We start from the raw sequence: 23,677 nt of genomic DNA on the forward strand, positions 1-23,677 counted from the left end.
CCTCGAAGGCATATGCCTTCGAGGCTTTTTTTATTGCGTGCTCTGCGTGAGCAGCGTTTCCGCGGATGCCGGTATTTCGGCGCATCCCTTCTTCCGTTCGCCTCTTGCGGCCCTGCCGCGCAGGGCGCACTTCGCGCATGCGATGCCAATTTTTGCGGTGACTGTGCAATGACTGCAAATTGACTGTTCTTATGTTCCTCGTGGTGCATGTGCCGGGATAGAGTTCCCGGCGCTTTTTTGAATCCTGAGAAAAGGCTTGACCGCCTTGCACACACACGAGGTAATAATGAAGAACACTAATCCCGTCTTGATGCTGGGCTGCGTTCGCGATGCCCCATTGCAATCCATCGGCTATTTGGCCCTGGGGTTTGCTCTTGTGGCTTGCTCCAGCGCGTATGGGCAATTCGTGAACGAGACCGTGACGAGCGGCACCGTGACCGAGTCCGGGTACTCCTACGACGACACCGTTGCGGGAACGGCGGCGATCAAGGCAAGCGGCACGGGCGTGATAAACCTGACGGACACTCAGGCGACGGGCGTCGCAGGCCATACCAACGCTTTGATGGCGACGGCCGGTGGGCAGATTTTCATGCATGGCGGCTCGGCCACCCTGGGCGACAATGCAATCGTGTCGGGTAATGGCCGGAGTCCGGCCGTATATGCCTATAACGGCGGATCGATCACCCTCGATCAGGGCGCCCAGGTCAACATCGGGCAAACTTCGGGTCCCAATGCGCTGGGCAATGGGGTCACGGCATATTCCACCAACGGCTCGGCCACGACCGTCAATCTGGATGACGTGACCATCACCCGTAACCAGAATGGGTACGTGTCCGGCAATACGGGCCGCTATCTGACCGCTACCGGCGCCGGTGCTTCGATAGTCGCCAACAACGTAACGACCGGCGCGGCTACCACGGGGGGTATTGTGGCGGTCGAAAACCAAGCCCGGATGACGATCACCAACTCTACCCTGAACCAGGCCAACGTTTACAACCTGGCTTCGGGCACGAGCGGGCCTGCGACCATGCTTTCGATCAGCGATACGGCCATAAACGGTAGAGGCACTGCGCCCGTCAACGTTCTCGGGACGAGCTGGGTTGCCGCCAATACGGTTCGCGGCAGCACCACGCTGACCAATGTGTCCATCGCCATGGACGGCGACGCCTCCAGCTACGGCGGGGTTTATGCCAGCGGTATCTATGGCGCCGGGGTCATGGCCGATACGACCAGCGATATTGCCGTCCACGGCGGTTTGATCACGACCAGCGGTGTCGACTCGATGGGCATCGAGGCCACCGACAACAGCGCCGGAGTCGCCAAGGGCGGAGCCGGCGCTGTAACGGTCGATGCGGCGGGCGCCCAGGGGCCGGCCAGCATCCAGACCTCGGGCGCCGGGGCCTACGGCGCCTATGCCAACCTGGGCGGCACGATCGCCATTGCGGACGCGTCGATCAGCACCTCCGGCGCCAATGCCGATGGCCTGCGTGCGACGCTGGGCGATGCGTTGAATCCGTCGCTGTCCACGGCCAGTGTGGCGCCGGCCGCCATTACCATGACGGGCGGCTCGGTCACCACCACCGGCGCCGGCGCGAACGGCGTCTCGCTGGACGGCGGAACAAGTGTCGGCCTGAACGGGGTGGCCGTGCATGCCGCCGGCAGCGGCGTGTCGATCACGGATGCGAACCAGAGCGGCAAGACGAATACGGTCACGATGGCGGGCGGCGCCCTGGCCAGCCAGGGAGATGCCTTCGTCGTGAACGGCGCCAGTGCCGGCATCGATGTCAGCGGCACCGCGCCGATCGTGCCCGCTTCGGGCAATCTGCTGAACCTGAGCAACGGCGCTACGGCCACCTTCACCGCCACGGGCGAAACCCTGAACGGCAATATTGTCTCGGATGCCGCGTCCAGCGGCGACGTGTATCTCAACAGCGGCACGGTGCTCACCGGCATGGTGGACCCGGTTTCGATGACGATCGATGCCAGCAGCCGCTGGAATGTCACGGCCAGTTCGGTTGCGACTGATCTGTCCAATGCCGGCACGATCGCTTTCGCCGCGCCGGCCGACCCCGACAATGCGGCGGGATATTCGACGCTGACCGCCAGGAATTATGTCGGCAACAACGGCACGATCATCCTCAACACCAAGCTGGGCGCGGACAACTCGCCCTCCAACAAGCTGATCATAGACGGCGGCTCGGCTACCGGCACTACCACGCTGCTGGTGAAGAACACCAATGGCGCCGGCGCCGCGACTACGGGCGACGGCATCGTGCTGGTCGATGCCATCAACGGGGCCACCACCAGCCCCGGCGCCTTCAAGCTCGGTTCGGCGGTCTCGGTCGGCGCGTACGACTACAACCTGAATTACCAGAATCTAGCCAAGAGCGATCAGAGCTGGTATCTGCGCAGTATCGTGACACCGAGCGGTCCGGCCCTGAGCCCCGCTGCGCAAACGGCACTACCGTATGCCGACGTGCTGTCGAACTTCGCGCAGGCTACGCTGGGCACGCTGCAGCAGCGTACCGGCAATCGCGTCTGGACTGGCGGTACGGTCGACGGCCGGGGAACCTGGGGCCGGGTAGCGGGGCAGTATTCCTCCTATGATCCGAAGTCGGGTTCGCCTTACACGCAAGGCATTGGCTTCCTGCAAGCCGGCTACGAGGGCGTGGCGGCCCGCCGGCCCAGCGGCGAGCTGACCATGGGCGCCTATGCGATCGCCGGCACGTCGAGCGCGCATATCGATGTGACGCACGATCCGGTGACCGGCGCGGCGCGCCCCGGCGGCAAGATAACCTCCACCGGTACCGGCCTGGGCCTGAACGCCACCTGGCTGGGCAAGAATGGCCTGTACGCCGATGCCGTCGGCCAATTCACCTGGTATGACAGCGATCTCAGCAACAAGAGCGGCACGGGCAATCAAGGATGGTCGGGGGCCGCCAGCCTGGAACTGGGCAAGCGTTTCGGCCTGGGCTCGGGCTGGGCGCTCGTGCCGCAAACCCAGTTGGCCTGGACCCATGTGGACTTCGACAGCTACACCGACAACTCGGGCAACAAGATCTCGCTGGGCAAGGGAGACAGCCTCCAGGGCCGGATCGGCGTGCGGGTGGAAAAGCAGTCGGAGTCGGCGGCCCGCGATCTGCAACTCTATGGCATCGCCAACCTGGAATATGAATTCCTGAACGGCACCAGCGTCGAGGTCTCGGGCACCACGCTCGACCAGCGCAACCAGCGGCTGTGGGGCGAAGTCGGCGCGGGCGCAACGTATGTCCTGAATAAAAAATGGAGCCTGTACGCCGAGGCCGACTACGCGACGGCCCTGTCCGGCGGCAGCGGCAACAACTATAGCGTCAGGGGAACTGCGGGATTGCGCTATCGCTGGTAATGCCGCCACGGCGGGCCCCCTGCCGGCGCCCGGGCGGGGGCCTTGCTCAGGCCAGGGCCCGCACGCATTCCTCGATCAGCGCCGGGCCGCGATAGATCAGTCCGGTATAGATCTGCACAGCGTCCGCCCCGGCGGCGATTTTCTCGCGGGCTTGCGCGCCCGAGACGATGCCGCCCACGCCGATGATGGCCATGCTGCCGCCCAGCCGCTGGCGCAAGCGCTCGATGACCCGCAGCGACAGGGCATGCACCGGCGGCCCGGACAGGCCGCCGCCTTCCTGCGCATGGGGCAGGCCCTGGACCGCCTCGCGCGACAGGGTGGTGTTGGTGGCGATCACGCCGTCCACGCCATAGCGCGGCAGCGTGTCGGCGATCACGTCGATCTGCGTGTCGTCGAGGTCGGGCGCGATCTTCACCGCCAGGGGCACGTCATGCCCATGCCGGTCGGCCAGTTCGCGGCGCCGGTCGCGCAGCGGCCCGAGCAGCCCCGCCAGTTCGTCCTGGCCCTGCAGCGCCCGCAGGTTGCGGGTATTGGGCGAGGAAATGTTGACCGTGATGTAGTCGGCATGCGGATACACGCCTTCCAGGCCCAGCAAGTAGTCGTCCACGGCCCGCTCGATGGGCGTGTCGGCGTTCTTGCCTATGTTCAGCCCCAATATGCCGCCCTGGGCCCGCCACTGGCTGCGCCGCACGTTGTCGATGAAGGCTTCCAGGCCTTTGTTGTTGAAGCCCAGCCGGTTGATCAGGGCCTGGGCCTGTGGCAGGCGGAACATGCGCGGCTTGGGATTGCCGGGTTGTGCGCGCGGGGTTACCGTGCCTACCTCGACGAAGCCGAAGCCCAGGTTGCCCAGGGCGTCGATATAGGCGCCGTTCTTGTCCAGCCCCGCCGCCAGCCCGACCGGGTTGCGCAGGCTCAGCCCCATCAGTGTGCTCGGCCGCTGCGGCTGCGAATGCAGCAGGCTGCGGGTCCAGCCGCAGGCCTGGGCCTTGCGCAGCGATTCCAGGGTGAGCTCGTGGGCGGTTTCGGCGTCCAGGGAAAACAGCGCCGGACGAGCCAGGGCGTAGGTCTTGAACAATAGGGACATAGGGACGAGTAGCGTAGTGATGGTCAGCGCGGCATGGGCGCCGCGGCCTCAGTCTTCGAGGCTGGACGCGTCGCTCCAGCCGGTGGGGCCGAGCACCTGGAAGGGCTTGAATTGCGACTTGTACGCCATTTTACGGCTTTCGCGTATCCAGTAACCCAGGTACAGCCAGGGCAGGTCGAGCAGCCGGCATTGTTCGATCTGCCACAGTATGCCGTAGGTGCCCAGGCTGCCGGCGGCGTCCGGGTCGAAGAAGGTGTAGACCGAGGACAGGCCGCTTTCGAGCACGTCTATCATCGACACCATCAACAATTGCCCGCCGTGATCGCGGAATTCCACCAGCCTGGAGTCGACCCGGCTGGTCAGCAGGAATTGGGTGTATTGCGACTGGCTGTCTTCGTCCATGCCGGCGCCGGGGTGGCGGCCGGCCTGGTAGCGCTGGTACAAGGCGAAGTGCTCGCTTTCCCAGCGCAGCGGCATGACGCGGGCGTGCAACTGCGCGCTGTGGCGCTTCCAGATCTTGCGCTGGGTGCGGTTGGGGGCGTAGCGCTGGGCGTCGACGCGGATCGAGATACAGGCGCGGCAGGCATCGCAATGCGGGCGGTAAGTAAACAGCCCGCTGCGCCGGAAGCCCTGCTCGACCAGCCTGGAATAGGTGGCGTTGTCGATCAGGTGCGATGGCGCGGCCACCTGCGAGCGCGCTTCCCGGCCGGGCAGATAACTGCACGGATAGGGGGCCGTAGCGTAAAACTGCAGGGTCTTGAAGCTAAGCTCGGTCGGGTGGCTCATGGCGTCTTGCCGGATGCCGCGCGGCCGTATGCCGCGCGTCGCGCAAGTCCATTATGGCGGTTTTGGCCGCCAAGGATCAAGCGGGCCCCGGAACCCGCCCACCTGGCGGCTCCGGCAGCAGCAGCCCCGACTGTAGCAGCCGGCCATGGCCCCAAGGGGGAGCCGGCTGGCGCCGGGCTTCGTCCAGGATGTCCAGGTAGCGCCGGCGCGGCACGGGCCGGGCGCCCAGGCTGGCAAGGTGAGAGGTCTGTTGCTGGCAATCTATCCACTGCACGCCGTGGCGCCGCAGAAAGCCCACCAGATACGCCAGCGCCAGCTTGGACGCGTCGCTGGCGCGGCTGAACATGGACTCGCCGCAGAACAGGCGTCCCTGTCCTATCCCATACAGGCCGCCGACCAGTTCGCCGTCCTGCCAAGTTTCGACGCTGTGCGCTTCTCCCGCGCGGTGCCATTCCAGGTACGCCGCCCGCAAGGCCGGGGAAATCCAGGTGCCGTTCTCTCTGCCGCGCGCCGTGGCGCAGCCTTCCATGACCGCTGCGAACGCGGTGTTCATGCGGATCTGCAGCGGCGCTGCGGCATCGGCTTCCTCGCGCGCCAGGCGGCGCAGCTTCTTGCGCAGCGAGTGCGAAGGCGAGAACTGCGCGCAGGCTAGCAGCATGCGCGGATCCAGGCTCCACCACAGCACCGGCTCGCCTTCGTTGAACCAGGGAAACAGGCCCTTGGAATAGGCCTCGCGCAGCCGCGCCAGCGACAGGTCCCCGCCCGCGGCCAGCAACTCGCCATGGACGCCCAGCCGCGGGTCGGGCAGCGGGGTCGCGGGATCGAGCCAGATGGGGTTGTGCATGATGTCGTGGCGAGCCGGGAGTCGCTTTGCCGGTTTTTCGATTGCGGGGGTGGAGGGTATTGCTTGCGGGCTGATTGGCGATCCGGCGATTCGGTGGCGTAGAGGTTCGGGCAGGGACGCGGCACCCGTATCCGTGCCGTGGCGCGGCAAGCCGCGCCGCCGTGTGGCGGCGCCCTAGGCCGGCCGCTGCTTGGGCGGCGGAATGGGAATGCTGTAGTGGTGTATGGGGAAATTGCCCGTTTCGAGATCGCGCAGATAGTGTTCCAGCGTGGTGATCACGGTGCGGAAGGACAAGTTTTCCCAGGGAATTTCATTGGGCGCGAAATAGCGCGCCTCGAGGGTTTCTTCGCCCGGGGCGAGGGCCGGGTCGAGCACCTTGGCCAGGTAGAAGAAGTGCACCTGTTCGGCGTGCGGCACGTCGATGACCGTATACAGCGGCCCGAGCTCTATATTGACGCCCGCTTCTTCGATGGTTTCGCGATGCGCGCCCTGGCCGGTGGTTTCGCCCAGTTCCATGAAGCCCGCCGGCAGGGTCCAGGTGTTGTAGCGCGGCTCGATGGCGCGCAGGCACAGCAGGATCTTGCCTTCCCAGACCGGCAGTGCGCCCACCACGTTGCGCGGGTTCTGGTAGTGCACTGCGCCGCAGTTTTCGCATACGTCGCGTTCGTGGCTGTCGCCGGGAGGCACCATGCGCGTGAGCGCCTTGCCGCACTGGCTGCAGAATTTCTCGGTGCGCGGGGAAGGAAAATAAAAGGTCGAGGCGTGTGCGGTCATGCCTCGATTCTACTCAAGCCGCGATCCTTTGTAAGCAAGTTTCTGGCGCCGGCTTGGGCTGGCCGTCCGCCCTGCAGTGCGGCGCGCAGGCGCGCGCCCGGCTCTCTTTTTCCCGCGAATCCCCATCAGGGCTGGGGCAGGCGTTGAAAGCCCAATGCCGCCGGTATGTCCGAGGCGGCGCAGCGATGTAGCGCAACAATGCGGGTCGGGGATGCGCCGCCGCGGCGGCCCGTGCCGCCGGCCGCCGCACTGTCTTCGCGCGCAACCCGCACCCGCAGGGGCTGCGCGCAAGGCTCGTCCTGTTCCAGCGCCTGCAGCAGGGGCTGGCCGTCTTCGGTGCACAGGCCGTCCATCACGTCCATGAGGTCGCGCCCCGCGACCAGGCCCGGCCCCCGGCGGCAGCGGGCGTACAAGCGGCCGGTATTGTCCAGCCACCAGGCCAGCACGGACCCGGCGGCCAGGCCGGTGTGGGTGCGCAGTTCGTGGCCGGTTCCGGCGGTATCCAGGATATAGGGCGCCGCGTCCAGCCGGACATAGACGCGCTGCGGCCCATTCTGGAAATACCAGCGGCCCCATTCGTCCACGCCGTAGTTGCGGCCGATGAACTGCAGGATCTGGGGGCTGGAGATTTCTTCGCCTGCGCCATGAGGGTCGAGCAGCGCATCGCCGCCCGGATGCAGGCGCCATTGCCCGCGCTCCGACAGCGACAGCCAGCCGTAGACATCGGGCACGTCGGGCCAGCGTGCCATGGCGGCGATCACATTTGCGTCCATTCCATCCCGCGTTGTGGTTTGACGATTTGACTATAGGGCGGCGGGCCGGGGTCGCCGCGACGCACGCGTACGTATCAGTTGATGGCGATAGCCGACAGTGTAAGGGCAGGCCGAGGCCCCGGGCGACATGCCGTCACACTTGTAGCACCCGGGTAACCGGATTCCGGCGGTCCGTGGCGTAGTGTAGTACCTGTATGCATCCGTCCGCACGCCAACAAAACCTGGCGGGTGGTGGCCGCCGGTACGCCACCCCCTGCATCGGGAGCACGATGTGAGAGCGATTGCCATGGCCCTGTGCCTGTGCGTCTGCCTGGCAGGCTGCGGCGGCGGCCACGAATCATCCAAACCCACCATCGTGGTGGACCCCGACGTGGCGTTCCTGAGCCTGCAAACCTTCATGGCCCTGCAAACCGTCATGCGGCCGGCCTCGGCCGCGTCGGGCGCCCGAGGCCGGAGCGCGGTGGCCGCAGCCCTCAGCGGTAGCCGTGCGGCACCAGGAATTCGCGGGCGGCCGCCAGATCCGGTTCGATTCCCAGGCCTGCCTCGTCGGGCAGCGTGACTGTGCCTTCGTCCGGCCGCAGCAGAGGGCCGGCAAACAGGTCGCGCAGCGGATTCGGATTGGAATCGACTTCCACATAGCCGGGGTGGCCGACGCCCGCCTTGAGATGCATGGCCGCCACCAGGCCGACGCCGCCGCCCAGCCAGTGCGGGCAGAACATTCGCTGCCCGGCAATGACGCGGCGCGCCACAGGTAGGCAGCCGCTGAATCCGCCCCATTTGCCCGGATCGGGCTGGATCACCGCGAACGATCCGCTGTCTATCGCCTCGTCGAACTGCGCATCGCCGCGCAGGTTTTCCCCGGCGGCCAGCGGCAGCGGGCTGGCCAGGGCCAGCCGCCGCCATTGTTCGGGGCTGGAGTCGGCCCGCAAGGGTTCTTCCAGCCAGATGGGCCCGTATTCGGCCAGCCTGCGGCTCATGTGCGCCGCGGTCTGCTCGTCCCAGGCCTGGTTGGCGTCGGTCATCAATACCGTGTCCGGCCCGAACTGCTCGCGCAGCGCGCGCAGATTGGCCGTGTCGCGTTCTTCGCCGAAGCCGACCTTGAGCTTGAAGGCGCGGTAGCCTTCGGCATGCTTGGCCGCGGCCAGGCGCTGCGGGTCGGTGGGGCTGAGCCCCGAGGCGTAGGTGACGATGCGCGGCGTGCCGCCGAACAGCCGCCACAGCGGCTGGCCCAGCCGGCGCGCGGCCAGGTCCCACAGCGCCATGTCGGCTCCGGCGATGATCTGCGCCACCGTGCCGGGCTCGCCGGCCTGTATGGCCAGCACCTCCAGCCGGCGGCTCAAGGTCTCGAAGGCCTGGGCGGGATGCGCCCATTGCCTTTCCTGCAGGATGGGCGCCACGCAGGATTCGAGCATGCGCGCACGGTGTTCGGCGCCGACCCCCGGAAAATTGCACCAGATCTCGCCCCAGCCGTAGGCGCCGTCGCGATCTTCCACCCGCACCAGCACCGCGGGGCGGTCATGCATGATGCCGAACGATGTCTGCACCGGATTCTCGATGGGCGCGCGGTATACGAAAGCCTGCACTTTGGCTGGGTGTAGGGGCGGGGTGTCTGGAAGTCGATGCATGGTGTCGGGTCCTTGCCTCTTGGGGCCGAGAGGCGCCGGGTATTCGGGAATTGCCGCCGCCATTGTCGCAGTTGCACGCGGGCGGCCCATGCGTGCCTGTTCAGAACGGCTGGCGCAGCACCAGGTCGGCGCCTTTCTCGCCGATCATGATGGACGCCGCATTGGTGTTGGCCGAGATGATCTCCGGCATGACCGAGGCGTCTATCACGCGCAGCCGCTGTATTCCGCGCACCTTCAGCGCCGGGTCCACGACTGCCGTGTCGTCCGAGCCCATGCGGCAGGTGCCTACCGGATGGAATACGGTGCCGCCCGCCTCGCGGGCGAAATCCAGCACGTCTTGCCGCGTGCGCCGCTGCGCCCCAGGCAAGACCTCGGTATCGATCAGGTCCCTGAAGGCCGGCTGGCTGTAGATTTCGCGCAGCATTTCCACGCCCGCGGCCAAGGTGTTGCGGTCGAGTTCCTCGCTCAGGTAGCGGCTTTCGATGCGGGGCGCCTGCAGCGGGTCGGCAGACTGGATTTGCAGCCGGCCGCGCGAGGACGGGCGGCACTGGCAGGCCGAAGCCGTGAAGCCGGGGTAGGGATGCAGCGGCGTGCCGGGCTTGTCGACCGACAGCGGCATGACATTGAATTGCATGTCGGCGCGTCCGTCGACCGCATACGGCGTGCAGGCGAAGCCGCCCACCTGGCCGGCGCCCACGGTCAGCGGCCCGGAACGCCGGAACAGCCATTCCAGGCCCATGGCCGCGAGTTTGTAGGGGTTGCGCACGTCGTTGTTCAGCGACAGCTTTTTCTTCAGGCGTACTATGGTGCGCGCCTGGTAGTGGTCCTTCAGGTTCTCGCCCACCTCGGGTGCGTCCAGCAGCACCGGAATGCCGTGGCTGCGCAGCAGTTGCGCCGGCCCTATGCCCGAGAGCTGCAGGATTTGCGGCGACTGTATGGTGCCTGCCGACAGTATCACTTCACGTTCGGCGCGAGCCTGCGCCAGCCTGCCGTCCTGGCCCCATTCGACGCCGATGGCGGTCGTGCCTTCGAACAGTACGCGCCGCAAATGCGCGCGCGTCAGCACCGTAAGATTGGGGCGGCTGCGCACGGGTTTCAGGAAACACGCTGCGGTGCTGGAGCGCCAGCCATTGAACATCGACAACTGGTAGGCGCCCACTCCGTATTCGCTGGCGCCATTGAAGTCGGGGTTGTAGGGCAGGCCGAATTGCTGGCCGGCTTCGACCCAGGCCGCGCAATAGGGGTGGTCGTTCTTCAGGTTCGAGACGCCCAGCTCGCCATGGCCGCCATGGTATTCGCTGTCGCCGCCTTCGTAGTGTTCCGAGCGCCGGAAGAAGGGCAGCACCGACTGGTAGTCCCAGCCGGTCGCGCCCATCCGCGCCCAGTCGTCATAGTCCCGGTGCTGGCCGCGAATGTAGATCAGGCCGTTGATGGAGCTCGACCCGCCTATCACGCACCCGCGCGGCCAGACGATATTGCGTCCCGCCGAGCCTTCGCAGGGTTCGGTGTCGAACAGGCGCGAGAAGCGCGTGTCGTAGATGGTCTTGAAATAACCCACCGGCAGGTGCAGCCAGAAATTGCGGTCGTCGCCTCCCGCCTCGACCAGCAGCACTCGCACGGCGGGGTCGGCCGACAGCCGGTTGGCCAGCACGCAGCCGGCCGAGCCGGCCCCGACGATGATGTAGTCGTAGGCGGGGGCGACCCCCGCCGCGCCTGCCGCGGAGGATGCGCTCCCTTCTTGCTGCGTCATGCCGGGACCACCTTCAAGTAGATTTTCGGATCGAAGTACTGCGAGGCCGGCACCGAATTAGATATATGCGCGAAGTCGACGAAGAAATCGGTGACCTGCTGCAGCCATTTGGTGACGGTGCCGTCGGCATAGCGCTTGGCCCATTCCTTGGACGTGAACATCTTCTGCGCATGGAACTGTTCTTTCAGGTCGGGCAGCGGCACGTTCGGGTAGCGCTTGGACTGCAGCTCGGCCAGGGCCTTGTCGGGGTTGGCCACGAAGTAGTCGTTGGCGCCGACCCAGGCGCGGATGATGCGCTCGAGCACGTCCTTGCGCTTGTCGTAGAAGTCGTTGCGCGCGGCCCAGCCGTCGACGATCGCCGCCTTGGGATAGTAGGCCGAAGCGTCTCCCAGCATCTTGGCGCCGGGCGACTTGTTCTTGACGGGAATATTGAACGGCACCCACAGGGCCACTGCCGGCACCGCCTTGGAAATAAAGGCCGTGACCGCGTCGGGCATGCGCTGGTTGACGATCTGTATGTCTTTCTTGGGATCTATGCCGTGGGCCTTCAGGGCCGTGTCCAGGAACACGTGGGCCGTGGTGCCCGCCGTGGTCGAGATTTTCTTGCCCTTCAGGTCGGCCCAGGTCTTCACGCCCATGTCGGGGTGGACCCACAACTGCGCGGTGGCGAACTCGATGTCGTTGATCAGGAACACCTTGCCCTGGCCGCGTGCCGGGAAATTCGACATCACCGCGCCCGTGCTGAGCACGTCGATGCTGCCGCCGCTCATGGCCTGGAACAATTCCAGGCCGGTCTGGAACTGCACGAATTCCGGCTCGATGTTCTGCTGTTTCCACAGCCCCTGCGATTCCGCCAGCCACATCTGGCCGTCCACCGCCAGCGTATGCAGATAGCCCACCTTGAGCTTGTCGGCCTTGGCCAGGGCGATGCCGGGCAGGGCCATGGCGGCGGCGCCGGTGGCCGCCAGGCTGATGAATGTGCGTCGCTTCATGAGAGTGTCTCCATTGTCGTGTGTGTCGTGGATATGCGCTGGGTGCTGCCTACTGCTTGCTGCGTGGGTAGGCCCCGGCAAGCCGCACCGGGGTCAATTCGTGTTTCCTGTCGATGCCTGGGCTTCCTGCGCGGCGTATTCCTTCATGACCTGGTGGTGTATGCGGGAACGCAGCGCATTGAATTCCGCGGTGTCCTGCAGCGTGTGCTGGCGCGGATAGGGAAAGGGGATGTCGACCACTTCCTGGATGCGGGACGGCCGGGCGGAAATGACCAGGACCTTGTTGGAGAGGTACACGGCTTCTTCCACCGAATGGGTGATCAACAGCACCGTCTTGCCCTCGGCGTGCAGCACTTCGAGCAGCAGGTCGTGCATGGCGCTGCGCGTCTGCGCGTCCAGCGCGCCGAAAGGCTCGTCCATCAGCACGAATTCGGGGTGCACGGCATAGGTGCGCGCCAGCGCCAGGCGCTGGCGCATGCCGCCCGACAGCATCTTCGGATAGGCTTTGCGAAAGCTCGCCAGCCCCATCAGTTCCAGGTAGCGGTCGACGATTTCTTTCTTTTCGTGCGCGCTGCGCCTGCCGCCGGCTTTCAGGTTCAGGCCGAAGGCGATGTTCTGTTCGACCGTCAGCCAGGGAAACACGCCGTATTCCTGGAACATCACGCCGCGGTCGGGCCCCGGCCCCTGTATGGGCTTGCCGTCCAGCAGCACCGCGCCGCTGGTGGGCCGGATGAAGCCTGCCGCCATGTTCAGCAGCGTGGTCTTGCCGCAGCCCGAGGGGCCGACCAGGGAAATGAAGTCGCCCTGGTTCACCGAGAACGACATTTGCCTCACGACCTCCAGCGGGCCTGTGGGCGTCTGGTATTGCATTGATACATTGTCGAAACGTATGCGTTCCTTGGCTTCCTGCATTCGGGTTCCTTGATTCGTCGGCTCTTGCGTCATGGGCGGGTGCGCATCCGGTCAGCTATCGGCCTTGTCCTGCCAACTGACCAGCCGCTCGGAGATCTTGCGTAGAGCCACATCCATCAGCAGCGCCAGCGCGCCGATGCAGATAATGCCCAGGTAGATCGTGCGCAGGTCGAAAAATGCCGACGCGTTCTGGATCATGGCGCCCAGGCCGCGCTGCGCGGCCACCAGTTCGGCTGCCACCAAGGTGGCCCAGCCCACGCCCAGCGCAACGCGCAGCGCCGTCAGCATGTGCGGCACCGTCATCGGCACCATCACCTTCAGGAATATCTCGAAGTCGGTGGCGCCCAGGGTGCGTGCCACCCGGATGTATACCGGGCTGATCTGCATCATGCCTTCGTACATGACAATCACCGCGGCGAAGAACGACGCGTAGAACAGGATCACGATCTTGGCCAGCTCGCCGATGCCCAGGTACACGATTACCAGCGGGATCAGCGCGATCGGCGGCAGCGCGCGGAAGAAATTGATCAGCGGATCGACGAAGCGGCGCACCGGCCGGTACCAGCCGATCAGGAAGCCGATGGGCACCGCCGCGACCATGCCCAGCAGCAGGCCGGCCAGGACCCGCTGCAAGGACATCGCCATGTCCAGCAGCAGCCCGGCCTGCGTCAGGCGGTTCCAGAATGTCTGCAGGACTTCAAGGGGCGAGGGCAGCAGCCCCGGATTCATCAGGCCGGAAACGCGCAGCAGCCACCAGAAAATGATCAGGCATACGAACGGGAATACGACCCAGAAGATGCGGTTGAGGGGACCGCCGCGAGATTTGCTTGCCAATGCCTGTCTCCATGTGTGTAGGCGTTTGCCGTCTATTTATTATGTATGCGGGTGCTTGCGTTTGTTTAATATGCGTTTGTTGTTTATTTATTGCGCTCGCGGCCATCCGCGCGCTTTGCGCCGGTTTTTTTGCGCCGGGCCGGCGCCCCTTGCATCAGATCGGTCTCGATCTGGATCATTTGCGTCGGGTACTGGATGTGCGCGTAGTAGATGATGTGATCGTTCTCGTCCACGAAGGTGCGGCAGACGTCGGCTATGGGCTCGCCCACCCCGATGCGCAAGTGCCCGGCGGTTTCCTCATCGGCCACCGCCACGCGCGTGACTTGCTTGGCACCCGCGATCCGGACATCCTTGCGGCGCGCCAGTTGCGACACCACCGGAGCCGTGCTGAAGGCCTGCGGGTCGGAATCGAATATCACCTTGTCCAGGTAGAGATCGATCACGCAGTACGGGACCTCCTTGTGATAGTGCACACGTTTCAGGTGCCGATAGGCCGTGCCCACTTCGCCGAACGGGAAGGCGGGGATAGGCGGCTTTTCGGCCTGTTCGATCAACAGCAACCGCACGTTCAGGTCGGCGACTTTCTCGACCAGCTCGTCCAGCGTATTGGCCAGCTTGAACCAGCGTTCTTCGGAAAGATCCTTGGCCACGAAAGTGCCGCGCCCGCGCGTGCGGCGGATGATGCCGAATTCTTCCAGATAATCCAGCGCCCCGCGCAAGGTGATGCGCGAGACCTGGTATTCCTTTTCCAGTTCGTCGAGCGTCGGAATCTGCTCGCCATAGCGCCATTCCTGGCTCTCGATTTTCTGCCGCATCAGTTTTGCCATTTGCAAGTACAGCGGCATGCGATTGCGGTGCAGGGTTTCCGGCACTTTCTTCATAAAGTCATGCTAATAAGCACAATATAAAAAAGCAAGGCCTTTTTATGCGCGTTTTTACGCATACCGAGTGCAACGGGTGAAGATATGGCCGGGGCTAGAGACCTGCCCCGGCCTTGCTTTATGCGCCGTCGCCGGTGGCGATGCGTGGCGGCTGGTGGGCGCGGACTTCGGGCAGCGGGCCGTCGTAGCGTTCGACCTGGATGGCGGTCAGTTGGCCCGAGCAGCCCTGCGCCAGCGAGGATGTGCCGATATCGCGGGTGACGGTGTTGGGGTTGCCGTGGATGCACATCGGGTTGTCCGAGGCGGCGTCGTCCGGGTCGTACCAGGCGCCCGTGGGCAGTTGGACCACGCCGGCCATGACCTCGTCCGTGATGCGGGCGGAGGCCAGGCAGGCGCCGCGTGCGCTATACAGCCGAACGATGTCGCCGTCGGCGATGCCGCGCGCCTGCGCGTCGGCCGGATGGATGCGGCAGACTTCGCGATTCCCGCGCTTGCTTTGTATGCTGGTCCGGCCGAAGTCGAGCTGGCTGTGCAGGCGCGTCGCGGGCTGGTTCGCCACCAAGTACAAGGGGTATGCGCGGGTCGGCGGGTCCGTGGATTCCAGCCAGGCGGGATACCCCGGGCAATCGGCATAGCCGAACGAGGCGATCGCCGGCGAGGTGATCTGGACCTTGCCGCTGGGCGTGGGCAAGGGGTGCGAGGCCGGATCGGCGCGGAATGCGCGCAGCATGCCGCCGTTGTCCTCGCCCAGAGGCAGGCGCAATTCCCCGAGTTCCCAGAACGTGTCGAAGTCCGGCGCGAAATCCCCGCGCTTTTCCAGTGCCGCCCGGGTCGGCTCGTACAGATGGGCCAGCCATTGCCGGCTGCTGCGGCCCTCGGTAAAGGCGGCGCGCCCGCCGAGTTTTTCCGCGATGTCCGCGAAGATGTCGTAGTCGTCGCGGGCTTCGGCATAGGGTGGGGCAATGCGGTGCATGGCGATCATCAGCGAGTCCGTGGAGGTGCCGCCGATGTCCTCGCGTTCCAGTGTCATGGTGCAAGGCAGGACGATGTCTGCATGCCGGGCTGTCGCGGTCCAGGCGATCTCGTGCACGATCAGCGTGTCGAGCCGTCGGAATGCCTCGCGCAACCGCCGCAGGTCCTGGTGATGATGGAAGGGATTGCCGCCCGCCCAATACGCCAGCCGCGCGTGCGGATAGCGGTAGCGCCTGCCGTTGTAGTCGAACTCGCCGCCGGGGTTCAGCAGCATGTCCGAGATGCGGGCGCAGGGGATGAAAGCGTCGATCTTGTTGCTGCCTTGGGGCAGGGCCGAGATCGGCACGGCCACGTCGCGCTTGCCGTAGTGCGCCAGCGTGCCGAGTGCGTAGTTGTAGCCGCCGCCCGGCAGCCCCAGCTGGCCCAGCACGCAAGCGAGCACGACGCCCATCCACACCGGCTGTTCGCCGTGTTCGGAACGTTGCAGCGAGTGCGACACGACCACCAGCGATCGCTTGCCGTGCAGCAGATGCGCCAGGTCGATGATTGTTGCCGCGGCGATACCGGTGATGCCTGAGGCCCATGCGGGGTTCTTGGGCTGGCCGTCGCGGCGCCCCAGCAGATAGTCTTCGAATTCGTCCCAGCCCGAGCAATAGCGGTCCAGGAACGCGCGGTCGTGCAGATCCTCGGCCACGAGCACATGCATTATCGCGAGCATCAGTGCGGTGTCGGTGCCGGGCCGCGGATGCAGCCAGGTCGCGCGCGCCTCTTCGGGCAGGTCCGGCCGCAAGGGGCTGATGCAGAAGAACCGGCAGCCGCGCTCGGCCGCCTTGCGCATCGCCTCGCGTTCGGTGTGCTGGCTGATGCCGCCGCTGGCGATTTGCGTGTTGCGCACCGCCATGCCGCCGAACGCCAGCACCACTTCGGTGTGGCCGACGATCTGGTCCCAGGTCACGTTGCGGCGCGCCACGTCGTCCAGGCGGCCCAGCACGTGCGGCATGATGACCATGGCGGCGCCGGCGCTGTAGTTGTTGACGGATCGGACGTATCCGCCCAGCGTGGCGTTCAGGAAACGATGGACCTGGCTCTGCGCATGATGGAAGCGGCCCGCGCTGGACCAGCCGTAAGAGCCGCCGAAAATGGCTTGCGGGCCGTGGAGGTCGCGCACGCGGCCGATTTCTCTGGCGACCAGGCCGATCGCCCGGTCCCAGGAAACCGGAACGTATTCGTCGTTGCCGCGCCGGTCGTCGGGCCCGGGGCCGTGTTCCAGCCAGCCCCGGCGCACCATCGGCGTGGGCACGCGGACGTTGTGGCGAATCGCGTTGGTGAGGTTATAGAGCAGGGGGCTGGGGGCGGGGTCCGCCGGATGAGGCCGCACAGAGATGGCCGCGCCGTCGAAACGGGCGAAGAACGTTCCCCAATGCGCGCTGTGCGGCCCTTCTTTCATGGACTTATTCCGCCTTCATTCCGGTTTTCTTCGCGAGCGCGTCCCACTTGGCACGCTCGCGGGCCATCAACTGGCCGAAAGCCGCGGGCGTAGTCGAAGTGGCTTCCATGCCGCCGGCCGAGAGCTTCTTCTGTACATCGGGTTCGGCCATGACTTCGACCAACGCCGCGTTCAATTTCTTGATCGCTTCCGGCGGCGTGGCGGCCGGCGCCACCATCCCGTACCAGTTCATCAGATCATAGCCCGGGACGCCCGCCTCGGACATGGTCGGCGTGTCGGGAAACAGCTTCGATCTTTTTATCGTGGTCACGGCCAGCAGCTTCAGCCGGCCCGCGTCGACGAAGGTTTTGGCGGAAGGGTCGGAGAAGGTCAGCGGCACCAGCCCGGCCATCACGTCGTTGATGGCGGGCGTCGTGCCCTTGTACGGCACATGCGTCATCTGGATGCCGGCCATCAGCTTGAACTGTTCGGCGGCGATCTGGCCGATCGTCGCCACGCCGCCCGAAGCGTAGTTGATGTGCGCGCCGGGCGCCTTGGCCGCCGCGATCAGTTCCTTCACGTTCTTGTATGGAGCCTTGGGCGAGGTCACCAGCAAGTTCGGCATCGTCACGAGATTGCTGATGGGCGCGAAGTCCTTGGCGGGATCGTAGTTCAGCTTCTTCAGGTTCGGCCAGATCGTGAACGAGCCCGGCGTGGCGATGTATAGCGTATAGCCGTCCGCCTGGCCCTTGGCGACGTATTCCGTCGCCAGCAGGCCGCCGGCGCCCGGCCGGTTCTCGATGATGACATTGTCGTGCAGCTTCTGGCTGAGCGGCGGTGCGATGACGCGAGCCAGCAGGTCCGCGCCGCCGCCGGGCGGAAAACCGACCACGATGCGGACCGGCCTGCCGGGATCGGGATAGCCTGCTGCCTGGGCGCCGAGCGGGATGGTTGCGTAGGCGAGCAGGGTGCAGGCGAGCGCAACCATGCCCGCGCGTCTTGCGACGAACGGATTGGTATTCATGAAAGTCTCCTTGATGTAGGTGTGTCAACTCCAGGATGCATGGGGAGTGGGCTTGTCCGCCCATTCCCATGCAACGAAAGCGAGGCGTTCGCCGGTATGCACCACCGGGTCCGAACGCAAGCCGATCAGAATCCCGTCCTGCGGGAAAGCCGGCACGGGCGTCACGGTGCCGTCCAGCGCGATGACGTCCCCGATGGACGCGCCCTTGGGCACGGCGTTGCCCGGCCGGTACTTCGGCACGAACAGGCCGCCTTCGTCGGCGGTGATCCAGCCGCGGCGGGAGACCAGCCGCAGGTTTGCGGCCGAGTCGGCGGGCGAGGGGCCGCCCGGCAGTATGCCCATGGAGCGGGCCAGGGAGCGGAAGCCGAGTTCGGCGCACTCCACGTTCTCGGGTTGATAGCGGTTGCCCGCTCCGAGTTCCACCATGAAGGCGCAGATCCCCGCCTTCAGGCATTGGTAGTCCAGTGCGCCGGCGATATTGCCGGGCAATTCGCCCTTGCCGCCGATGTCCATGCGGCATGCCAGCGCGGGGAAGAAAGACGCCATGGCCGCGAGCAGGTCGTCTTCCTTGACGCGGCCATCGGGCGGCGTCTTGTAGACGCTGTACGGCTTCGAATCGAACAAGGGGTTCATCGTGTGCAGATTGATGAGCACGTCGGCCACGCCTTCGACTTCCTGGAACAATGCGTGCGCGAGCCGCTCCGAAACCATGCCCTTGGCGTTGCCCGGATAGGTCTGGTCCAGATCGAGCTCGTCGTAGGGGTTGCGCTTGCGGCGCGCATCCAGGGCCTGCGGATTGCCGGTGGGCGTGACGACCAGGTTGCCGCTCATCGTGGCCGGATCCAGGCTGTTGGCGAAGCGCAGGGCGGCGACTATGCCGTTGATCTCGTCGCCGTGCACCTGGCCGTGCAGCCATAAGGTGCGGCCCGGCGACTTGCCCCGCAGCGCGATGAACGGCAGGCGCAGCTCGACGCCCGAGGCCATCGAGCCCGCGCGTATGTGGCCGCTGCTGCGGGCGGGCCCCGCGTCCTGCCGCAGCCAGGTCTGGATTTGCTTCATTGAATGCTCCCGATGATTTGTTGTCTATGTGTTCAGCCGCGGCGCATGGCGTCGAAGGCGGCGTCGAGGTCGGCGATCAGGTCGCGCGGGTCTTCCAGCCCGATGTGCAGCCGCACTACGATGCCGCGTCCGGACCAGTCGGCCACGCTGCGCGCGTTGCGCATGTCGGTGGGCGTGACCAGGCTTTCGTAGCCGCCCCAGGACGCGCCCAGGCCGAACAGCGCCAGGCCGTCGATGAATCGGTCCGCCGCGGCCTGGTCATGGCCGGCCTTCAGCTCGAACGAGATGAGGCCGTTGGTGCCTTCGCAGTCGCGTTTCCAGATCTCGTGGCCCGGGTGCTGTTCCAGCGCCGGACAGAAGACGGTCTGGATTTCCGGAATGGATTGCAGGTGGCGGGCCACTTGCAGCGCATGGCTTTCGTGCATGGCCAGGCGCGGCGCAATGCTGCGCATGCCGCGCAGGACCAGGTAGGCGTCGTCGGGACTGACCGTCATGCCGAACGCGTCGCAGTACCTGGACAGTGCCGGCCAGGCGGCCTCGGTAGTGGCGACGCTGCCCATCATTACGTCCGAATGGCCGCTCAGGTACTTGGTGGCCGCCATCACCGAGATGTCCGCGCCCAGGGCCAGGGGGCGGTATTGCACGCCCGAGCCCCAGGTGTTGTCGCAGGCCAGCAGCGCGCCGTGCTTGTGCGCGAGCGCCGCCAGCGCGGGCATGTCGCACATTTCATAGACCAGCGAACCGGGGCATTCCGCATAGATCATGCGAGTGTTGGGGCGCAGCTTCGCGGCGGCGTCGGACCCGTCGGCGGCGAAGAAGGAGCATTCGATTTGGTAGGGCGCCAGGAACGTCTCGCTGAGCTTTCTTGCGGGCTCGTACACCGAGTCCGACATCAGCACGTGGTCGCCCGGCTTCAGGTAGGCAAGCAGAGTCATCGCGATGGCGGCCAGGCCGGTCGGGAACAGCTTGCTGCGGTAGGCGCCTTCGAGTTCGCTGATGGCGTCCTCCAGCGCGAAATTCGTGGGCGTGCCGCGCGCGCCATAGGTGAACAGCCGCTCGCCGCCGCGCCGCGCCCGCATGTCGCGCTGATGCGCCACATTGTCGAACAGCACCGTGCTGGCGCGCACCACAGCCGGGTTCACGGGCGAGCCGCCGTCGTAGGCTGGGTGTTTGCCCATGCGCAGCAGGCGGGTCTGGATATGGGGAGTGCGGGAGTCTTTCTTCATTGTTGTGCCCTAATGCGATTCCGCCGCTGCGGGCAGGCGGAATTGCCCGAGCTCGTAATCATCCAATTGCGAGACCAGGTTGACTTCCCACGCCAGGTACTGGCGCGCGGCTTCTTTATTGCCGGCGTGGCGATCATGCACGAAGAACAAGTAGTCGATGCAGTCCGCGTCGGCGGGCAGGTCGGGCGTCGCCTCGATCGGCAGCCCGGCCTCGCGCCAGCCCTTGAACCCTCCTGCCAGCATGTGTATAGGGCGGTCCAGATCCTGCAGCTCGGCGGCCGCGCACGCCAGCACGCCCTCGTCCTCGCCGACCAGCACCACCGCAGCAGTGCCGGCGCCCACCGCTGCACGCAGGCGGGGGCGGATCGACCATGTCGACCCGCTGATATGTCCCTTGCGGTACTGCATGCTCGGGCGCAAGTCGATCACTGCAAGCGGCTTCCCGCCAGCCAGCAGTTCCTGCAGCGCCGGGGCTGCGATGGCGGGCGGGAGGCTCGGCAATATGCCGGCAGCCGCCCGGTCTCGGGCCAGGTCCAGGGTGCTTTGCGTGCCTGCTTCCAGCACCGACGCGTCATGCCCCATCTGCCTGAGCCAGCTCGCCACGACGAGCGCGCGCGCGCCGTCGGAATCGAACAGGACCAGGCGCGCGTGGCGCACGCCTATATATTGGTCGGTAGCCTGGATCAACTGGCCGCCCGGCGTATGCTGTGCGCCCGGCAGGCTGCCGCGCAGGAATTCTTCCGGTGTGCGCACATCGCACAGGAACAGGCTGCGCTCCGTGTCCCGGGCCCACTGCGCCACCGTGGCGTCGTCGACGACCGGCACCTGGTGCTTTTCGGCAAGCAGGCGTGCGCCCTGGATCATGCCGTTCGTCTCTGGCGGTTCTCCGTACAGGCGCGACGAACCGTGTTCCAGTTGCAGGCCCGCCAGCATCCACCCTTGCGTGCCGCTCTGCAGCGCAACCACCGGATTGCGTATGCCCAGGTTGATCAGGGTCTGCGCGCCGATGATGCTGCGCGTGCGGCCCGCGCAGTTGACCACGATGCGGGTCTGCTCGTTCGGGACCAGCGCGGCGATGCGGTGCACCAGCTCGCCATTGGGGCAATTGATCGCGCCCGGGATATTCATCTTCTGGTATTCGGAATAGGGCCGTCCGTCCACCACGACCACGTCCTCGCCGCGCGCCTGCATGGCGGCCAGCTCGTCCGCCGTGACATAGGGCGTGTCGTAGGCATGCTCGGCAAGTTCGCCGAACGATTTCGAGGGCACGTTGACGCCCTTGAACAGAATGTAGCCGGCCGCGGCCCATGCCGTGGTGCCTCCGTCGAGCACATGGACGTCGGTGTAGCCTAGCGCCGCGAGCCGGGCGGCGGCCTCGGGGGCCGGGCCCTTGCCGTCGTCATGGACGACCAGCCGCACGCTCTTGCGCGGCGCCAGCCGTTCTACATCCAGTTCCAGCCGGCTGTACGGCAGCGTAATCCCGTAATAGAGGTGGCCCTCGCCATACTGGCCGGCTTCGCGGACGTCGAACAAGGCGATTTCCGAGCCGTCTTCGAGCCAGGTCTTGAGGGTGCGTGCGTCGATATGATGCATAGTTTGCTGCGTGTCAGGGTTGAATAGGTGATGGTTCAGCGCTTGGTCTGGACGCCGATGGACATGGTCTCGTACGTGCCTTTTTCGAGATCGAAGGCGGTCCGGTGCGTAAGCGTTTCGAGTGCGCGGCCATACAGGTGCAGGTGGCGTATGACCTGGCCGGGCAGGATTTCCACCGAGTGGATGTCATCGGGCATCAGCGCAATGCCGGTGCCGGGCTCGACCATGACGCTGCGCGATTCGCGCAATTGCGCCTTGCCGGGCTGCGAGCTGTCGTCGGTGCGTTCATAGACGCGATTCAGCTCGGCCCCTTCCACGGCGCAGATACAGGCCCAGGTGGTGTGGTCGTGCGGCACGATGCGCTTGCCGGGCCGCATCACATTCAGGTACAGGGCGTAGCTCTGGTCGTCGTCCTCGGCGATCAGGTAGCGCGCCTGCAGTTCGCCGCCCTCGGGGGCCGGAAAGTCTGCCTGGGTCCACAGCGCTTTGTCGGCCGCCAAACTCTTCAATTCCTTAAGTATCGAGTCCAGTGCCGTGCGGCTGAGTTCGCCCTGGCCGGCGATTTTCTTGACACGCCCGATGGCGTCCTGCACCTTGCTGCTGCGTTCTGTTGCTGCGTTCATGGCCGTTTTCCGATAGAGTTCGTGAATGCGTTCAAGCGAAAAGACTGGGACATAATAGGCGGCGCGGCGGTGCCGAACAATGCCGGCTTGCGTCTGGAAATATCAGCAAAGCTAATATATGGAAACGTTCGACCTCGAAGCGCTCCGGACACTCATAGTGATCCAGGAAAAAGAAGGTTTCGCGGCGGCCGCCGTGCAACTGGGCAAGACCCAGTCCGCCGTGACGCAGCAGATGCAGCGGCTCGAGGCCCAGTTGGGGCGCGCGATCTTCGAAAAGCGCGGCCGCCACAAGCAACTGACTTCACACGGCTTGCGGCTGGTGGAATACGCCCGCCACCTGATCACCGTCAACGACGAAGCCATGCGCAGCCTGCGGCAAGGCAGCCTGGAGGGCGTGTTGCGCATCGGCGCGCCGCACGATGTCGCGGACAATATGTTGCCGCCGCTGCTGGCGCAGGTCGCCAGGTCGTCCCCCTTGCTGCAGATCGATATCCATGTGGGCCGCAGCCCCTTCCTGACCGAGGCCTTGCATCGCGGCGAGCTCGACATGACGATCTCGAATCGGGAAGATCCCACACTGGACGCCATTCAGCTGCGGACACTGCCGACGGTGTGGATCTGTTCTTCCGCCTTCCGGTACGACCGGTCCAAGCCCTTGCCGCTGGTCGTGGCGGACGGCCCCAGTATCTTCCGGCGCCTGGCGCAAGAGGCGCTGGACGAGGCCGGGATCAGTTGGACACCCAGCTACACCTCGTCCAGCCTGATCGGCATCAAGGCAGCCCTGCGCGCCGGCCTCGGGGTGACGGCGCGCGGCTACGACCTCGCCGATGCGGAATTGTGCGTGCTGGGTTCCAATGAAGGCCTGCCGCGCATGCCGGACATCACTTACTACCTGTATGTACGCAAGAATGTGGTGCGGCCCCTGACACGCCGGGTGTTCGAGATGGTAAAGGGCAATATGGGGTTGCTGCGCAACCTCGGCATGGCAAGAAAATAGCCTGTTGCGCCTACGATGCGGAAGATCGCGCCCGGCAGGCCGCAGGGGCGGGGCGCCGGGCTATGGATATGCGTGAGCGTGCCGGTTGCCCCGTCCAGCCGCCTCTTTGATGGGCGG

Annotated in this window: 19 protein-coding genes; 2 read left to right on the forward strand and 17 right to left on the reverse strand. The window is 65.7% G+C overall.

What is annotated here, in order from left to right; translation table 11 throughout:
* Positions 1-286: 286 nt before the first annotated feature.
* A complete protein-coding gene (locus KVP10_RS08035) occupies positions 287-3,385 on the forward strand; it encodes an autotransporter family protein (RefSeq protein WP_217964040.1) in 3,099 nt (1,032 codons plus the stop codon).
* A gap of 46 nt (positions 3,386-3,431) precedes the next feature.
* Here KVP10_RS08035 and KVP10_RS08040 read toward each other — a convergent pair whose 3' ends face one another.
* From KVP10_RS08040 to KVP10_RS08120, 17 genes are all read right to left on the reverse strand, one after another.
* On the reverse strand, positions 3,432-4,469 hold the full coding sequence (locus KVP10_RS08040) for a quinone-dependent dihydroorotate dehydrogenase (protein WP_217964041.1): 1,038 nt from the start codon (positions 4,467-4,469) through the stop codon (positions 3,432-3,434).
* A 48-nt stretch (positions 4,470-4,517) separates the two neighbouring features.
* The gene (locus tag KVP10_RS08045) at positions 4,518-5,255 is read right to left on the reverse strand and encodes an arginyltransferase (protein WP_217964042.1); all 738 of its coding nucleotides are present in this window, start codon (positions 5,253-5,255) and stop codon (positions 4,518-4,520) included.
* Between the two features lie 76 nt (positions 5,256-5,331).
* A complete protein-coding gene (gene aat, locus KVP10_RS08050; RefSeq protein WP_217964043.1) occupies positions 5,332-6,099 on the reverse strand; it encodes a leucyl/phenylalanyl-tRNA--protein transferase in 768 nt (255 codons plus the stop codon).
* A 174-nt stretch (positions 6,100-6,273) separates the two neighbouring features.
* Positions 6,274-6,873: an NUDIX hydrolase gene (locus KVP10_RS08055; RefSeq protein WP_217964044.1), complete on the reverse strand. Its 600-nt coding sequence runs from the start codon at positions 6,871-6,873 to the stop codon at positions 6,274-6,276.
* 125 nt (positions 6,874-6,998) lie between these two features.
* On the reverse strand, positions 6,999-7,646 hold the full coding sequence (locus KVP10_RS08060; protein WP_217964045.1) for a DUF2946 family protein: 648 nt from the start codon (positions 7,644-7,646) through the stop codon (positions 6,999-7,001).
* Between the two features lie 473 nt (positions 7,647-8,119).
* Entirely contained in the window at positions 8,120-9,271 is a 1,152-nt protein-coding gene (locus KVP10_RS08065; RefSeq protein ID WP_217964046.1) for a mandelate racemase/muconate lactonizing enzyme family protein, read from the reverse strand.
* A 100-nt stretch (positions 9,272-9,371) separates the two neighbouring features.
* Positions 9,372-11,021, reverse strand: coding sequence for a GMC family oxidoreductase (locus KVP10_RS08070; protein WP_217964047.1), 1,650 nt, complete (start codon positions 11,019-11,021; stop codon positions 9,372-9,374).
* Entirely contained in the window at positions 11,018-12,013 is a 996-nt protein-coding gene (locus tag KVP10_RS08075) for an ABC transporter substrate-binding protein (protein WP_217964048.1), read from the reverse strand. Before KVP10_RS08075 ends, KVP10_RS08070 begins: the two co-directional genes overlap by 4 nt.
* A gap of 93 nt (positions 12,014-12,106) precedes the next feature.
* Positions 12,107-12,925: an ABC transporter ATP-binding protein gene (locus tag KVP10_RS08080; RefSeq protein ID WP_217964049.1), complete on the reverse strand. Its 819-nt coding sequence runs from the start codon at positions 12,923-12,925 to the stop codon at positions 12,107-12,109.
* Between the two features lie 51 nt (positions 12,926-12,976).
* The gene (locus KVP10_RS08085; protein ID WP_246600484.1) at positions 12,977-13,759 is read right to left on the reverse strand and encodes an ABC transporter permease; all 783 of its coding nucleotides are present in this window, start codon (positions 13,757-13,759) and stop codon (positions 12,977-12,979) included.
* A gap of 83 nt (positions 13,760-13,842) precedes the next feature.
* Complete coding sequence (locus KVP10_RS08090) at positions 13,843-14,640, reverse strand: GntR family transcriptional regulator (protein ID WP_217964050.1); 798 nt, start codon at positions 14,638-14,640, stop codon at positions 13,843-13,845.
* 118 nt (positions 14,641-14,758) lie between these two features.
* Positions 14,759-17,059, reverse strand: a complete 2,301-nt coding sequence (locus tag KVP10_RS08095; protein WP_217964051.1) for a molybdopterin guanine dinucleotide-containing S/N-oxide reductase — start codon at positions 17,057-17,059, stop codon at positions 14,759-14,761.
* 4 nt (positions 17,060-17,063) lie between these two features.
* Entirely contained in the window at positions 17,064-18,062 is a 999-nt protein-coding gene (locus KVP10_RS08100; RefSeq protein WP_246600485.1) for a Bug family tripartite tricarboxylate transporter substrate binding protein, read from the reverse strand.
* Between the two features lie 24 nt (positions 18,063-18,086).
* On the reverse strand, positions 18,087-19,121 hold the full coding sequence (locus KVP10_RS08105) for a M14 family metallopeptidase (RefSeq protein ID WP_217964052.1): 1,035 nt from the start codon (positions 19,119-19,121) through the stop codon (positions 18,087-18,089).
* 32 nt (positions 19,122-19,153) lie between these two features.
* Complete coding sequence (gene metC / locus KVP10_RS08110) at positions 19,154-20,347, reverse strand: cystathionine beta-lyase (RefSeq protein WP_217964053.1); 1,194 nt, start codon at positions 20,345-20,347, stop codon at positions 19,154-19,156.
* Positions 20,348-20,356: 9 nt separating this feature from the next.
* A complete protein-coding gene (locus tag KVP10_RS08115; RefSeq protein ID WP_217964054.1) occupies positions 20,357-21,940 on the reverse strand; it encodes a rhodanese-like domain-containing protein in 1,584 nt (527 codons plus the stop codon).
* 35 nt (positions 21,941-21,975) lie between these two features.
* Positions 21,976-22,563: a cysteine dioxygenase family protein gene (locus tag KVP10_RS08120; protein ID WP_217964055.1), complete on the reverse strand. Its 588-nt coding sequence runs from the start codon at positions 22,561-22,563 to the stop codon at positions 21,976-21,978.
* Positions 22,564-22,681: 118 nt separating this feature from the next.
* Between KVP10_RS08120 and KVP10_RS08125 the strand changes: the two genes are divergently transcribed.
* Positions 22,682-23,560, forward strand: coding sequence for a LysR substrate-binding domain-containing protein (locus KVP10_RS08125; RefSeq protein ID WP_217964056.1), 879 nt, complete (start codon positions 22,682-22,684; stop codon positions 23,558-23,560).
* Positions 23,561-23,677 lie beyond the last annotated feature (117 nt).

Source organism: Candidimonas humi (assembly GCF_019166065.1).
Taxonomy (GTDB): Bacteria; Pseudomonadota; Gammaproteobacteria; order Burkholderiales; family Burkholderiaceae_B; genus Candidimonas; species Candidimonas humi.